The sequence below is a fragment of the Streptomyces sp. NRRL S-31 genome (genome assembly GCF_000718775.1).
GTDB lineage: Bacteria > Actinomycetota > Actinomycetes > Streptomycetales > Streptomycetaceae > Streptomyces.
Genome location: NZ_JOCB01000086.1, coordinates 39,875 through 53,964 on the forward strand (window position 1 = coordinate 39,875; position 14,090 = coordinate 53,964).

12 protein-coding genes are annotated in these 14,090 nt (G+C 71.6%); 7 read left to right on the forward strand and 5 right to left on the reverse strand.

Going from position 1 to position 14,090, the window contains the following annotated elements; genetic code table 11:
- Positions 1 to 3 precede the first annotated feature (3 nt).
- Positions 4 to 1,062, reverse strand: coding sequence for a tyrosine--tRNA ligase (gene tyrS / locus IF37_RS0128745; protein ID WP_052845415.1), 1,059 nt, complete (start codon positions 1,060 to 1,062; stop codon positions 4 to 6).
- 397 nt (positions 1,063 to 1,459) lie between these two features.
- On the opposite strand from tyrS, the gene IF37_RS0128750 reads away from it, so the two are divergent.
- The 7 genes from IF37_RS0128750 to IF37_RS0128780 all read left to right on the forward strand — a co-directional run bounded on the left by IF37_RS0128750 (position 1,460) and on the right by IF37_RS0128780 (position 10,338).
- The gene (locus tag IF37_RS0128750; RefSeq protein ID WP_216725856.1) at positions 1,460 to 2,473 is read left to right on the forward strand and encodes a ParB N-terminal domain-containing protein; all 1,014 of its coding nucleotides are present in this window, start codon (positions 1,460 to 1,462) and stop codon (positions 2,471 to 2,473) included.
- Between the two features lie 112 nt (positions 2,474 to 2,585).
- Positions 2,586 to 3,083: a hypothetical protein gene (locus tag IF37_RS0128755; RefSeq protein ID WP_052845416.1), complete on the forward strand. Its 498-nt coding sequence runs from the start codon at positions 2,586 to 2,588 to the stop codon at positions 3,081 to 3,083.
- A gap of 68 nt (positions 3,084 to 3,151) precedes the next feature.
- Positions 3,152 to 4,378, forward strand: a complete 1,227-nt coding sequence (locus IF37_RS0128760; RefSeq protein WP_030748760.1) for an ATP-grasp domain-containing protein — start codon at positions 3,152 to 3,154, stop codon at positions 4,376 to 4,378.
- 74 nt (positions 4,379 to 4,452) lie between these two features.
- On the forward strand, positions 4,453 to 6,351 hold the full coding sequence (locus tag IF37_RS0128765; protein ID WP_052845417.1) for an ABC transporter ATP-binding protein: 1,899 nt from the start codon (positions 4,453 to 4,455) through the stop codon (positions 6,349 to 6,351).
- Positions 6,348 to 7,475, forward strand: a complete 1,128-nt coding sequence (locus IF37_RS40975; protein ID WP_052845418.1) for a TauD/TfdA family dioxygenase — start codon at positions 6,348 to 6,350, stop codon at positions 7,473 to 7,475. The genes IF37_RS0128765 and IF37_RS40975 overlap by 4 nt, the downstream gene beginning before the upstream one ends.
- Positions 7,472 to 9,106 (forward strand): pyridoxal phosphate-dependent aminotransferase, encoded by a 1,635-nt coding sequence (locus tag IF37_RS0128775; RefSeq protein WP_253915875.1) that lies wholly within the window; start codon positions 7,472 to 7,474, stop codon positions 9,104 to 9,106. The genes IF37_RS40975 and IF37_RS0128775 overlap by 4 nt, the downstream gene beginning before the upstream one ends.
- Positions 9,103 to 10,338, forward strand: coding sequence for an ATP-grasp domain-containing protein (locus IF37_RS0128780; RefSeq protein WP_052845419.1), 1,236 nt, complete (start codon positions 9,103 to 9,105; stop codon positions 10,336 to 10,338). The genes IF37_RS0128775 and IF37_RS0128780 overlap by 4 nt, the downstream gene beginning before the upstream one ends.
- Positions 10,339 to 10,403: 65 nt before the next feature.
- Here IF37_RS0128780 and IF37_RS0128785 read toward each other — a convergent pair whose 3' ends face one another.
- From IF37_RS0128785 to IF37_RS0128800, 4 genes are read right to left on the reverse strand one after another with little or no spacing between them, the layout of a single operon-like run.
- Positions 10,404 to 11,363 carry an LLM class flavin-dependent oxidoreductase gene (locus tag IF37_RS0128785; protein WP_030748774.1) on the reverse strand — a complete coding sequence of 320 codons (960 nt, stop codon included), beginning with the start codon at positions 11,361 to 11,363 and terminating at the stop codon, positions 10,404 to 10,406.
- A 14-nt stretch (positions 11,364 to 11,377) separates the two neighbouring features.
- Complete coding sequence (locus IF37_RS0128790) at positions 11,378 to 12,250, reverse strand: LLM class F420-dependent oxidoreductase (protein WP_030748777.1); 873 nt, start codon at positions 12,248 to 12,250, stop codon at positions 11,378 to 11,380.
- 41 nt (positions 12,251 to 12,291) lie between these two features.
- A complete protein-coding gene (locus tag IF37_RS0128795; RefSeq protein ID WP_030748779.1) occupies positions 12,292 to 13,287 on the reverse strand; it encodes an aldose epimerase family protein in 996 nt (331 codons plus the stop codon).
- A 15-nt stretch (positions 13,288 to 13,302) separates the two neighbouring features.
- Positions 13,303 to 14,061, reverse strand: a complete 759-nt coding sequence (locus tag IF37_RS0128800) for a phytanoyl-CoA dioxygenase family protein (protein ID WP_030748782.1) — start codon at positions 14,059 to 14,061, stop codon at positions 13,303 to 13,305.
- Between the last annotated feature and the right edge of the window lie 29 nt (positions 14,062 to 14,090).

Consider the following 14,090-nt stretch of genomic DNA (forward strand, 5'->3'; position numbering starts at 1 on the left):
ACGCTAGCAGAAGGCACTGATGTTGTCCTCCGTCGCGTCGCGATGCGCCTCCCAGGCGTGCAGCGCCGCCTCGGGTCCGTGCAGTGCCGCGGTGATGTCGGCGGCGGCCAGGGCGCGCAGTGCCACCGGAGTCAGCCGGTGAGCGGCCACGTCGATCTCGGCGTCCCGCCACTCCGTCAGCGCCCGCAGATAGGACGGGACGAGACGGTGAGGGAGAGCGGAGAGGAGGGCGAAGACCTCGTGCGGCGGGGCCGACAGCGGCACGTGGTTGCCTCGGGACGCACTCATCAGTGTCTCGCCGTCGATGCCGTGGATCAGGGGTGTGGCCAGCGTGATCTCGGGCTCGGTTCCCTCGGCCGCCATCACGTGCCGGCACACGGCCATGGCGTCGGTCAGGTAGGTGCCGCCGACCTCGACATCGGCCCCGATCTCCATCGAGTCGATCGTCTTGGCCACCGCGTACAGCAGCTGCGCGACGGTCGTCGGTGCCGCGTCACGCCACAGCGATGTCGGAACCTGGGACGTCAGGGCCAGCAGGCGTGGCAGCGGCACGTGGGCGAGCCAGTCCGCGTTGTGGCGCACCCGCACGGCGTCGAAGTCGACGAACGGAGCCACCTGCGCGCGGTAGGCGGCGAAGTTCCCGAGGAGTTCGTCGTCGGTGGCCCGTGAAGCGTGCGTCACTCCTCCGGACGCGTCACCGACCTTCGCCGTCACCGTCCCGAGGACGAAGACCACCTGGTGCCCCATGCGGCGCAGCCGGTCCAGCACCAGCAGCGGCACCGTGTTGCCGAGGTGGAAGTCCCTGCCGAACGGTTCCACCGTGAACTTGGCGACGAGCGGCCTGCCGGTGGCCGCGGCGTCGGTGATCCGCGCGGCCAGTGCAGCGGGGGAGGGTTCCAGCGCTGCCGTGCGCTCGGCCAGCAGCGCCGCCTGTGCCTCGGGCGCCAGGTCCGAGAGATCCAGACCGCGGCGCTCCGTGGTCACGGCCAACACGTCCCGAATGTCCCCGCCGCCTCGCAGCAGGGCGAGCACGCGGGCCATGGACCGGTCCAGTTCCGGCATCGTCCCCTCCGTTCGTCGGCCGGATCCAAGCACCCGTGGCGCGTTGGCGGCATCCGTTCGACCGCACCCCGGACGCACTCGAACAGCGGGCCCACTGGGGCCGTCGCCACCGTGGACACCGCCGGACCGGTCCCGCAATAGTGGGCCGCGCCCGGTCGATACCCCATCCATACCGGGCTATCCGTGCGTGATAGCGGCCATAAAGCCGTGTGATGGCCCCCGTGGCTAGCTTTCCTTCCGGGTAGGCGGGGAGCGGCGCAGCCGGATTCGACGGCTCCGATCGGCTCACGTGTACCCAATACGTCATGTGGGACGCCGCGTTCACGTCACCGATCCCCTCCGGTCCGGCAGATCAGGACCGCGGCCGTGACGCGGCTCCGCCGGAAGGAGCACAGTGTTGAAGAAGGACGCCGTCATGTTCGCGGGAATGGCTCCGGAGCGCGAGGAAGAATTCGTCGGCAATTTCGCCATGCGTCTGTCCTCCGTACAGGTCATACCCCTCTCGTGGCTCGAACCGGCGGATTCACCACGGCTCGAAGGCGAGTCGGTGGACCACATCAAGATCCTGTCCCAGTCGAACACCGGATTCCCGCCCATCATCGTCCAGCGGTCGACGATGCGTGTGATCGACGGAATGCACCGGGTGAGCGCGGCGCGGGCCCGCGGTGACAGCGAGATCGCGGCCCAGTTCTTCGAGGGGGACACGGCCAACGCGTTCGTGCTGGCGGTGCAGGCGAACATCGCGCACGGGCTGCCACTGTCGCTGGGCGACCGCACGAAGGCGGCGGAGCGCATCATCACCAGTCATCCGCAGTGGTCGGACCGGGTGATCAGCTCGGCGACCGGGCTGTCGGCGAGGTCGGTGAGCGCCGTGCGCAGGCGCGTGTCGGACTTGGTGGCGCAGCCGTCGGTCCGTATCGGGCGCGACGGGCGGGTCCGCCCGATCAACGCGTCGTTCGGGCGCCGGCTCATCGGCGAGCTGCTCCGGCAGCGGCCGGACGCCTCGCTGCGTGAGATCGCCAGAGCCGCGGGCGTGGCCCCGTCCACCGTCTTGAAGGTGCGCAAGCGGATCGAGGCGGAGGAAGGCCGGACCGAGACGGAGGAAAGCCGGGCCGGGGCACCCCGCCCGGCCTCGCGGACATCGCCCGCGCCGAACCCTGCGCCCGCACCCACCCCTGCTGTCGGCCCCGACAGCGAAGCCGCGCTGCGGAAACTGCGCAAGGACCCCTCTCTGCGGCTGAACGAGGCCGGCCGTACCTTGCTGCACTGGCTGAGCGCCCGCCCCCACGGAGAAGCCGGGGAACACGCCGTTTCCTGTATTCCAGACTATCAGGTGGAAACGGTCATGCAGTTGGCGATGATGAATGCACGGGCCTGGCAGCGATTCGCCGAACAGCTCAAGGAACGCTGATGTTCTGGCGCACTCTAACCCTCAATCAGCCTACGGTGGGGGAAACATGACGTCCGTTGACAGCGAAATGCAGCCCCGCATACTTTCGCTTCCCATGACACGCTCACCATCGATGCTTGAACAATGGGAGATCGCCGCATCCGCCGAAGAGGTCCACGCACTGCTCGGCGCGTCGGACGCGTACGCCGCCGAGCGGCACGGACTGCCGGTCCCGCGGCGGAACATGGACAGCAGCCGGGGGCTCGTCGAAGCCGGTGTCGTGCGGATGCTGCGGGTCGACGGGGAACCGGCCGCGATGTTCACCCTCACCTGGAAGCCCACGTTCACCGCCGAACCCGGCGTGTTCCCGCCCGCGCGGCGGCCGGTCTATCTGCAACGGCTGGCCGTGCGGCCCGAGTTCGTCACCGGCGGCCGCATGCTCGGCCTGATGTGCATGCGGAAGGCGATGGAGGAGGCGGCGGGCATGGGCGCCGACGCGCTCCGGGCGGAGACCAACCCGGACCTCGGGGCCGTCGTACAGGTCCTGGAGAGCTACGGCTTCCGGCGCTACGGCGAGGTCGAGACCGACGGCTGGATGCGCCGGGTCCGCTTCCAGTACGACCTCGCCTGACCGCCTCCCGCGGCCCACCCGCGTTCGACTGTGGTGCGCCCGCAGTCGATCGACAGTGAAAGTGTGAGATGAACAAGAAGCGCCTGATGATCCTGGCCTCCTCCGGGCGGCCGTTCCGCGAATACCACTTCGCCGCGATGAGTGCCGTCGCGGACCTGATCCTGGTCGACACCCGTGAGCTGACCTGGCAGAAGCCCTACCTCGGCGGCCACCGGCACGCCGACCCGCACGACCGGGCAGCGGTGTCGCGCATCGTCGCCGAGGAGCGCCCCGACGGGCTCGTGACCTACGACGACGCGCTGGTGGAGACGGTGGCCGAGGTCGCGCGGGAGCACGGCCTGCCGCACACCGACCCGGCCGCGGTGCGGCTCTGCAAGGACAAGGCGGCGCTGCGCGCCCGGCTCACGGACGCGGGCCTCGGCCCGGTCCGGTTCGCCGTTGTCCAGACCGAGGAGGAAGCGCTGTCCGCGGCTGCCGACATCGGCTGGCCCGTCGTGCTCAAACCCCGGGACCTGGGCGGCAGTGTGGGAGTGGTGCGCGTCGACGACGCGGCGCAGTTGCGGGAGCACTACAACACGGCCGCGGGCCTGCGGGACCGGTACGGCGACCCGTCGGGCCCCGCCGGTCTGCTGGTCGAGGAGTATCTCGACGGACCCGAGTTCAGTGTGGACAGCCTGACCTGGCAGGGGAAGACCCGGCCGCTCTTCGTGGCGGAGAAGCGGCTCGGTCCGGCGCCCTATTTCGAGGAGGTCGGCCATGTCGTACCGGCGTCGCCGAGGCCGGAGTTCGACGAGGCGCTCGACCTGGTCGTCGCGGCGCACAAGGCGGCCAGGCTCGACAACCTCGTCACGCACACCGAGTTCCGCCTGACCGGCAAGGGGCCGCGGATCATCGAGATCAACGTCCGGCTTGGCGGTGACCTCATTCCCCACCTGGGACTCCTCGCCACGGGCATCGACCTGTCGGCCGCCACGGCCCAGGTCGCCCTGGGCGAGGTCCCCGACCTCACCCCCGACCGCTCCGTCACGGCCGCCGTCACCATGCTCTACCCGCCGCACGACATGACGTTCCGCCGGCTGCGGCCGACCGTCGACACGGCGGAGCTGGTCGGCCTGCGGCTGCTCGGACCGACTGTCCCTCCGGGATCGGAACTGCGGCTCCCGCCGGCCGGCTTCCGCTCGCGGGCCGGTTTCGCCGTCGTCACCGGCGACAGCCGAGCCGAGTGCCTGGCCCGGCTGGACGCCGTCGCCGCGTCCGTGGTGATCGAGGGCGAGGCACTGCCGACACCCGTCTGAGACGACCGGCCGCCCACCGGACGCCCGAGCACCCTTCGTACGCAGTCGGCGTACGCGACAGGAATAGAGAGAGAATGGCAGACCACGTCCCGGAGGCGGTGCGGGAGACAGTGCACCGCCTCCAGACCAGGTGGCGGCTCATCGGTGCCCTTCGGTACGCGGGCCTTCCCCTCACCGCCGCCCTGTGGGCCGTCGACCTGGGACTCGCCCTGCTGCCCACGGTGACCGGCCTCGCGACCGGCGCGCTGGTGTCCCGGCTGATCACCGACGCGGCCGACGGACTCGGTCTGGCCCTCCTGACCCTGGCCGTCGGAGGACTGGCGCTGGCCTCGCAGGCCCTGGAGTTCGCCCACTCGGCGCTGCGCGTCGTGGTGTCCCAACGGGTGAACGCCGGACACCGGCTGGCGGTGGGCCGGCTGGCCGCCCGGCCATGGGGCATCGGACACCTGGAGGACCCGACCGTGCGGGACGACCTGTCCCTGGCCGTGATGAAGGGGCTGCCGCACTGGGTCTTCTACACCTTCGGCACCGGCGTCGTCGGGCAGTTGAGCATCACCACACGGACCTTCGGCGCGTGCGTGGCCGCCGCCGTGCTCGCCTGGTTCTCCTGGCCGACCGCGGTCGCGCTGCTCGCGGCGGCGCTCCTGGTGCGGTCCACCACCCGCCGGGAGTGGATGCGGCAGCACCGGGTGGTACGCCGACTGACCCCCGGCATGCGGGAGGAGGAGTACCTGTCCGAGGTCGCCACCGCGCCGTGGGCGGCCAAGGAGGTGCGCGTCTTCGGTCTCGGCGACTGGGTGACCGACCGCTACCGCACCCTGGTCTCCACCCGGGTGTCCGCGCTGGCGGACGTGCGCAAGCGGCTGCTGCGGCGGCTGCGCGTACAGTTCGTGCTGCTGGCCGTCGTCACGGCCGCCGGACTCGCCCGACTCGTCGTGGCCGCGGTGCACGGCACGATCTCACCGGGCCGGCTCGCCCTCTACCTGGGCGCGTTCTGGGCGATGATGGCGGTGAGCCGATGGGACACCGAAGCCTATGACGTCGAGTTCGCCGGCGTGCCCGCACTGTTGGCGACCGACCGGCTGCGCACCGCCCTCGCGGCCCCGGAACCGAAGCCACCGACGGCAACCACGGCAACGACGACGAGAGCAGAACCGTCACCCACCCCACCACGCATCCGCTTCGACTCCGTGCACTTTTGCTACCCCGGCGTCGAACGACCGGTGCTGCGCGGCCTCGACCTGGTCCTCGAACCCGGCGAGGTGCTGGCCCTGGTGGGTGTGAACGGAGCCGGCAAGACCACCCTCACCAAGCTCCTCACCAACCTCTACGAGCCGACCGCGGGCACCGTCAGCGCCGACGGCGTCCCCCTCGCCGGCCTCGACGGCGCCGCCTGGCAGCGACGTGTCGCCGTCGTCTTCCAGAAGTCCACACGCTACGAACTGACCTTCCGCGACAACGTCGCCCTGGGCGCCCCCGGCACACCCGACCCCGCTGTTCTCGACACCGTCGCGCGGCAGGCCGGCATCACCGAACTGGTCGACGGCATGCCGCTCGGCTGGGACACCCCGCTGGCCAGGGCCTACAGCGGCGGCGTCGACCTGTCCGGCGGACAGTGGCAGCGCGTCGCCCTGGCCCGTGCCCTGTACGCGGTGGCCCACGGCGCCCGGGTGCTCGTGCTGGACGAACCGACCGCCCACCTCGACGTGCGGGCCGAGGCCGAGCAGCTGGGGTGGGTCAGAGAGGCGGCGCGGGGCGCGAGCGTGCTCCTGGTGTCGCACCGGCTCGCCACAGTCCGGCAGGCCGACAGGATCGCCGTGCTGTCCGACGGCCGCATCGCCGAGTCCGGGACGCACGACCGGCTCATGGCACTGGACGGCGCCTACGCCCGCATGTTCCGGGTGCAGGCCGACCGGTTCGCCACCGACGCCCCGCAGCCGTCCACGACCCCCGACGAGGTGGCCGCCCGATGAACCGCACCCGCGCGCTACGCCACCTCTACCTGCTGTCCTGGAGTCTGCACCGCCGCTCCGTCGCCACCTACCTGGCCCTGACCTGCGCCGACATCCTGGCCACCGGCGCGTTCGCGGTGGCGTTGCGCGTGCTCGTCCAGAGCGCCCTCGACGGACACCTGCCCCCGGCCCTGTACGCCACCGCCGCAGCGGCACTGAGCTGGACCGTCACCGTCGTCGGCGCCTCGGCCCGTGCCAACGTCGTCAACCTGCTCTCCGAGGCCGTCGCCCTGGAACTGATCGGAACATTCCTTCAGCGTGCTTCGGACGGGCACGTACCCCTGCGCGCGGCGCTCCTGGAATCCGGTGGCCGACTGCCCGCCCTGTCCTCACCGGGACCGGTGCCGGCCAACCGGGCCGCCCTCGTCGACCGGCTCACCCGGCAACTGGAGCGGGACGGCGTCGGCCGGCTCCAGTTGACCGAGCCGCTGGACGACGCCGCGTTCCGCGCCCTGGGTGCCGCGTTCGGTAGGCCGACGCCCGAGACCGATCCGTCCGTAAGCGACTTCGTCACGGACGACGTCATCCTCAACCTGGTGAGCGCCGAGCCCGCCACGCCCGACCCCGCGCGCCAGCCGTTCGCAGCGGGCGCGCTCACGCTGCACAGCGAGGGCAGCGGCCGTCCCGTCTCCGGGCAGCCCCGCTACATCATCCTGATGTGCTGCGAGCCGGGCCCCGGCAAGGGCGCGCAGACCGTCCTCGTGCCCATGGCGGCCGTGGCCGAGTCCCTCACCCCGCGCGTGCGGCAGATCCTGGCCGCCACCCGCTATCGCAACGCCCCCGGCGTCCCGCACGTGCTGCGCCACGTCGACGGCCGGCCGGTGCTCTCCTTCCGCGACTTCGGTTCCGACACGCTGGAATGGGAGTGCTCCGACGACTCGGTGACCGGGGCGGAGGTCGACGACGCCCTGCGGTCCCTGCTCACCGCCCTCTACGCGGCCGAGCACGCGGTGGGCGTGGAGTGGGAGCGCGGCACCCTCGTCGTCATCGACAACACCCGCCACTTCCACGGCCGTACCGCAGGCGCACGGTTCGAGCCGGGCAGCCGCCGGCACCTGAAGCGGCTGCGGGTGACGGCGTCGTGAAGCGCACCGCCGACTGGGCGGCCACCGGCTCCTCGGAACTGTTCACCGGAACCCGGCCGTTCGACGCCGGATCGGGATCGGTGCCGCCTCTCGTCCTGCTCACCTCGCCCACCGAACCCGCCATGACGGCGCCGCCCCTCGACCCCGCTCCCGACGAGCGGCTGATGGAGGTCTACCGCCGGGCCGAGAACCCCGGCGATCCGCTCGAACTCCGCGACCTCTACCTGGGCCGCGTGGAGGCCGAACTGGGCCGGTACAGCGACCGGCCCGAGCACGCGGAACGCTGGCGGTCCGCCAGGCTGCGGCGGGATGTGACCCCGCAGGACGTGCTGGGCTCACGCGCCACCGTGCGCTTCGTCAAGGAACTCTTCAACTCCTACTTCCGCGACGACCTCTACGGCCGGCTCGCGGGCAGCGCACGCGTCATCCTCTCCGGCGGCTCGGTGGACGAGGAGGCGTGGGGCCTGCCGGACGTGCTCAAGGACGCCCTCTCCTACGCGCTCTACCGCGACTGGTACGGCTACTCCGACTCCCGCGGACGCGAGGCCGCCAGACAGGCGGTGGCCGGCTACGAGTCGGCACGGCTGGGACGCCCCGTCTACGACGAGCGCAACGTCGCCATCACCATGGGCGCGACCTTCGCCATCAGCTCCGTCATCGACCAGATCCGGCTCACCCGCACCGGACCGCAAGGCCCCGCGCTGTGCGCCATCCCCAACTACCCCCCGCTGGTGGAGTCCGCCGCCCGCCGCGGCGCGGTCCAGCTCGTGCCGCTCACCGCCCACGGCGGTGTCTCCTCGCTGCGCCCGCTGATCGCGGCGCTCCGCCCGGATACCCCGTTCGTGCTGCTCCAGACGGCGGCGAACCCGACCGGCGCCGTCGTTCCCGAGGCCGAACTGGCCGAACTCATCCGTGCCGCGTCCCCGTCCACCATGATCCTCCTCGACGAGTGCCACGAATGGCTCGGCGCCCGCGACCGGCTCTCACCCGCCCGGGCCGCAGCCAACGTCGTCCGCTTCAGCAGCCTGTCCAAGAACTGGTCGGCGCCCGGCCTGAAGGTCGGCTGGCTGGTCGCGGACGAGGCGTTCATCGACGAGTACTACGAGTACGCCTCAACGACGTTCGGGGGTCCGCCCTCGTTCTTCTACACGCTGGTCGAGACGCTGGCCCGGATGGAGGCGTGGCTGATCGGCGGCGTGGACCGGATCGGCCCCGGGCACCTCGCGGAGTTCGAGCCGACCTACGGCTTCCGGCTGGCGCCGCTCCAGGCCGCCTACGACAACTACCGCGCCGACCGGCTCGACCGCGAGGCCACGCTCACCGCGCTGCGGGACACGGTCACCGCGCGGCTCGGCCTGCCCCACTTCACCGTGACGCCGGCCGCGTCCTCGATCAACCTCGCGCTGTCCGTCGCCGGGCACGACGACTCCTACCTCGCCTTCCGCGATCTGCTGCGGCAGACCGGCGTGTCCGTCTTCCCGGGCATCCTCACGTTCTGCCTGTCCGGCGGCATCGTCCGGCTGAGCACGTCCCGCCGCTGGCACGACCTCGAACCCGCCCTGCGCGCGCTCGCCGACTACCGCCCCCGACCACCCGAGACCGACCCGAGAAGAAGGAACGACCACCGATGAACGTGCTGATGCTCCGCCACAATCTGCATCAGATGGTCCTGGAACAGGCCGACGAGGTCTACGCCGTCCTGGACGGCTCCCCGGGCTGCCGCGCCCTGAGCGAGCAGACGCTGGAGCGGTTCGCCGGCGTGTACCGGGTCTCGTCCTACGACTCGCTGGAGGAGCTGAGCGCCGTGGTGGCCGACCTGACCACCCGGGGCGTCAGGATCGACAAGGTGGTGAGCCTCGCGGAGTTCACCCAGTACGCCGCCGCGTACGCCGCGCACCTACTCGGCCTCGACCACTACGCTCCCGGCATCGCCCTCGCCACCCGGGACAAGCGCGTGACCAAGGCCCGGGCGGTGGAGGCGGGCCTGGAGGTCGCGCGGTGGGTCGCCGTGCCGCAGGACCCGCGGGACCGCGACGCGCGGGCCATCGCCGAAGCCGTCGGTCTCCCGCTGGTCCTCAAGCCGGCGAGCGGCTGGGGCACGATCTCGACCGTCAAGGTGGACGACCTCGCCCGGCTGGAGCGCGTGCTGGCCGACTTCACCGTGGAGCCGGGCGTCGGCGCACCCCATGTCATCGCCGAGGAGTTCATCGACGGGGACGAGTACCACGTCGACGCCGTGTGGCGGGCGGGCGAGCCGTGGTTCTTCCACGTCAGCCGCTATGTCGCGCCGCGGCTCAAGGCGTGGCTGGACAGCACCTACGACGGTTCGGTCCTGCTGGCCGAGGACGACCATGCAGAGCTGTACGGCAGGCTGCGCGACCTGAGCTCCCAGTTCAACAAGGCCGTCGGGCTGACCCGGGGCGCCACCCACCTGGAGGTGTTCCGGGAGCGGTCGACGGGTCGGCTGGTCGTCTCCGACGTCGCCTCCCGGATGGGCGGCGCGCACGTCCCCGAGGTCACCGAGGCCAAGTGCGGCGTGCACGAGGGGCGTGCCGTCCTGCACGAGTTGCTGGACGGCGAGCGCGAGGACCTGCCCTGGTCGCGGCCGGCGTTCCGTTACGTCGGCGGGCTGTCCATCACGCCGGCCGAGTCGGGGAAGATCGTGGCGCTGCCCGACCGGGACGAGCTGCTGGCCCACCCGCACGTGGTGCACGCCGTCGTGTACCGCGCCGTCGGTGACACCGTCGAGGTCTCGCACCCCTCCGGCTGGTGCGTGCTGGTGGTGGTGGGGGCGGACACCGAGGAGGAACTGCTGGCGGTCAACGAGGACCTGGTCGCCAGGTACCGGGTCGAGGTCGCCTGAACCGGCGATGGCCGTGTGTGCCGGGACACCCCGGCACACACGGCCATCGACCGTCCGGGGCGTGCTCAGCCGCCGGCCACGTACGCGCGCAAGCGCGGTGCCACCTGCTCGGCCACCAGGGTCACCGTCTTCCAGTCGACCGGCGCCTTGACCGCGAGCAGGAAGTCCCGCACCCCCATGTCGGCGTACACCTTGAGCGTGTCGAAGCAGTCGTCGGGGGACCCGAAGCTCAAATACTGCCGGCGGAGGTCGTCGGGCGTGCCGGCCATCTGAGCCGGCGACCGGTGCCGCAATTCCGCCGGCGAGTCGCCGACCACTGCGCGGAACGTTATCGACTTGCGGACCACGCCCGGGTCCCGGCCCACCTCGCCGCAGTGCTTGAGGAAGGCGTCCAGCTTGCCCCGGTACACCTCGGGGCTGACCGGCAGCGCGTTCCAGGTGTCCGCGTGGCGGGCCGCGATCCGTGCCGTGCGGCGCACCCCATCCCCGCCGACCACCAGCGGTAGGTGCGCCTGCAGCGGCTTGGGCGCCAGCCGCGCGTCGTCGAGCCGGTAGTGCGTGCCGTGGAACGTGGTGCTGTCCTCGTCCCACAGGCTGCGCAGCACCGTGCAGGCCTCCTCCAGCATGTTCAGGCGCACCCGGCCCTCGGGGAACGGGATGCCGTACTGCCGGTACCCCCGGTCGGTACCGCCCGCGCCGACGCCGAACTCCAGCCGGCCGCCACTGATGTGGTCGATGGTCGAAGCGATGTTCGCCATGATCGCGGGATGCCGCCAGGTGATCGGGGACACCAGCATCGCGCACCGGATGCGGTTGGTGCGGGCGGCGAGCCCCGCGAGCAGCGTGGGACCCTCGAAGCAGGGCCAGTCGGGGGCGTAGGCGTGCGGGCGCAGGAAGTCGAAGAGCGAGATCCAGTCGTAGCCCAGTTCCTCGGCCGCCTGCCACAGTTCGAGCGACGCCTCCCAACTACCGTGCAGCTGGCCCGAGTGGACACCGAAGCGCACGGTGTCCGCGTGGATGGTCATGAGGTTTCTCCGTTTCAGAGTTTCGCGGCGGCGGGGATGATGTGTTCGGCCATGAGGTCGAGGGGCGTCCCGGTGTGCGCGTCGGGCACCGGACCGAAGACGGTGGACAGGCCCGCGTCGGCCATCCGGGCGAGGTCGTCGAGGATCACGCCGACCCGTTCGCCGCGCGGTCCCGGGTCGAACTCGTAGTAGACGGTCTTCTCGATCTCGTCGTAGTCGCGGCCCTCGCGCTCGCAGTGCTCCCGCAGCGCCGTGAGCTTGCCCGGCAGGCGCGGCGTCCAGAAGAAGTTGGACGCCTGCGCGTACTTGGCGACCAGACGCAGCGTCCTGCGTTCCCCCTCGCCGCCGACGAGGACCGGCGGGTGCGGGCGGCTGAGGGTGCGCGGCCGGTTGAGCGGTCGCTCGGCGCGCACATGGCTGCCCAGGAACGGGGTCTCGTCGTCGTCCCACATCTGCGCGCACAGCCGCAGCAGGTCCTCCAACTGCTCGAACCGGGCGCGCAGTTCAGGGAAGCGCAGGCCGAGCCCTGCCGCCTCCTCCTTGTTCCAGCCGGCTCCCACGCCGAGCATCGCCCGGCCGCCGGAGAGCACGTCCAGAGTGCTCACGGTCTTCGCCAGCACCCCGGGGTCCCGGAAGGTCACGGCCGTCACCAGCGCCAGGAGACGGGCGTGTTCGGTGTGCGCAGCCAGGAAGGCGAGCGTGCTGTACGCCTCCAGCATGTCGAGCTCCGTCGGGCCCACCGAGCTGACCTGGAAGAAGTGGTCCGGTACCGCTATGTACGCGAATCCGGCCCGATCCGCCTGGCGGGCGATGCGGGCCAGGGTCGGTGCGGTGGCCGCCGGTCCGCCGGGAAAGGAGTAGTCCCGGATGTGCAGTCCAACTTTCATGGGTCACCTTCGTCTGTTGTCCATGGGGGTGTCCGGGCCGGTCAGGCGATGCCGAACCGGTGTGTGGTGCGGCTGAGATAGGTCTCGCCCGGGTCGAGCCTGACCGGCGGGAAGTCGGGCCGGTTGGGGGCGTCGGGCAGGGCGCTGGCCTGGATGCAGACGCCCTCCCGGAACTGGCCGTGCCGGTCGGCGGTGTAGATGCCCAGGCCCGGCGCGTCGGTGGTCACCCGCATGTGCCGGCCGCTCGACGGGTCGCTCAGCTCGGCCGCCCAGGTGGCGTCGGCCAGCACGAAGAACCGGTCGATGGGCAGCGCGCCGATGGTCCTGGCGCGGGTGAAGTCGAACGGGGTCCCCCGGACGGGGTCCGGCGGGCCGGCGACGGGCACCATGCGCTCGCCGTACCGGATGATCCCCTCGGCGTTCAGGGCGAGGCGGTGGCCGTCGACGCGGTCGCGTCCGGCGAGGTTCCAGTAGGCGTGGTTGGTGAGGTCCACGATGGTGGGCGCCGTCGTGGTGGCCCGGTGCTCGAAGCTCAGCTCGCCCTCGGAGGACAGCCGGTAGGTGGTCTCGGCGGACAGTTCGCCCGGGTACCCCTGGTCGCCGTCCGGGCTGCGCAGGCGGAGCCGGACGGCGACCGAGCCGGTGTCGTGCGCCGCCTCGGCGTCCCAGACCAGCCGGTCGAAGCCGAAGGCGCCGCCGTGCATGTGGTGGCCGCGGTCGTTGAGGTCGAGCCGGTGCGGCACGCCGTCGAGGAAGAAACGGCCCCGGTCGACGCTGCGCGAGAAGCGGCCCAGCGTCGACCCGAGGTAGGGGCTGCCCTTGCGGGCCTCGTAGTCGGCGAGCGCCGGCTGGCGCAGTACGACATTGCTCCGTCGGCCGTCGCGGTCGGGCACGAGGACGGACACGAGGGTGGCGCCGTACGTCCACACCTCCACGCTCAGACCGCTGCCGTTGTCCAGTTTGTAGGCGTGGACCTGGCGCGGCCCCTGGCGGGCGTGGCCGGCCGTCGTGCCCACGGTGCGGTGGTGAATGCGCATGCGGTACGCAGCTCCTCAGATGTCCAGCACGAACCGGGCCGCGAGGCTGAGCCGGGCCAGGGTCTCCGGGCGGGCGAACGCGGCCTGGTCCAGCTGCTGGGGGTTGGTGCGGCGGGTGAAGTAGGCGTGCATGGCGCGCCGCGGCCGGTTCGAGCGGTTCAGCGTGCCGCCGTGCCACAGATGGCCGTTGAAGACGAGCAGCGACCCCGCCGGGGCGATGACGAGCTGTTCGTCGGGGTGCGGCGCGGTGGGGTCGGCCATGCCCTCCGCGGGGGATTTGCCCCAGCGGTGTGAGCCCGGTACCAGCCGGGTGGCACCGTTCTCCTCGGTGAAGTCGTCCAGCAGCCACATCGTGTTGCAGACCTGGTAGTCGCCGGGCGGCAGATCGGCGCCCGGCCAGTCGGCGTGCAGCGCCTGATGGCCCTGGCCCGGCAGGGCCGCCCGGCTGCTGAGCGAGGACAGCTTGAACTCGTCGATCACCCGGTGGACGGCCGCCAGGACCAGCGGGTGGGTGAAGCAGACGTCGAACACCTCGCCCTTGTTGACCAGGTCGGACATCCGGGCGGTACCCGCCTCCTGGCCGACCTCGGTGCCGGCGCGATCCCCTTCGGCCGCCAGCAGGGCGTCCAGCCGGTCGCGCAGTCGTCCGGTCAGTTCCGGCGTCAGCACGCCGGGCAGGAAGGCGAAGCCGTCCTCGTCCAGCTGCCGGCTCGTCGACGCGTCCAGCGGGGTGCGGGTGACTCCGAGGTCTTCCAGTGCTCGGGTCATGTCCATGGGATGTCTCCTTGGGTGTGGGAAGCGGC

Coding starts and splice junctions, on each gene's coding strand:
- tyrS (WP_052845415.1), bottom strand. CDS start 1,062: ATGCCGGAACTGGACCGGTCCATGGCCCGCGTGCTCGCCCTGCTGCGA.
- IF37_RS0128755 (WP_052845416.1), top strand. CDS start 2,586: ATGCTTGAACAATGGGAGATCGCCGCATCCGCCGAAGAGGTCCACGCA.
- IF37_RS0128760 (WP_030748760.1), top strand. CDS start 3,152: ATGAACAAGAAGCGCCTGATGATCCTGGCCTCCTCCGGGCGGCCGTTC.
- IF37_RS0128765 (WP_052845417.1), top strand. CDS start 4,453: ATGGCAGACCACGTCCCGGAGGCGGTGCGGGAGACAGTGCACCGCCTC.
- IF37_RS40975 (WP_052845418.1), top strand. CDS start 6,348: ATGAACCGCACCCGCGCGCTACGCCACCTCTACCTGCTGTCCTGGAGT.
- IF37_RS0128780 (WP_052845419.1), top strand. CDS start 9,103: ATGAACGTGCTGATGCTCCGCCACAATCTGCATCAGATGGTCCTGGAA.
- IF37_RS0128785 (WP_030748774.1), bottom strand. CDS start 11,363: ATGACCATCCACGCGGACACCGTGCGCTTCGGTGTCCACTCGGGCCAG.
- IF37_RS0128790 (WP_030748777.1), bottom strand. CDS start 12,250: ATGAAAGTTGGACTGCACATCCGGGACTACTCCTTTCCCGGCGGACCG.
- IF37_RS0128795 (WP_030748779.1), bottom strand. CDS start 13,287: ATGCGCATTCACCACCGCACCGTGGGCACGACGGCCGGCCACGCCCGC.
- IF37_RS0128800 (WP_030748782.1), bottom strand. CDS start 14,061: ATGGACATGACCCGAGCACTGGAAGACCTCGGAGTCACCCGCACCCCG.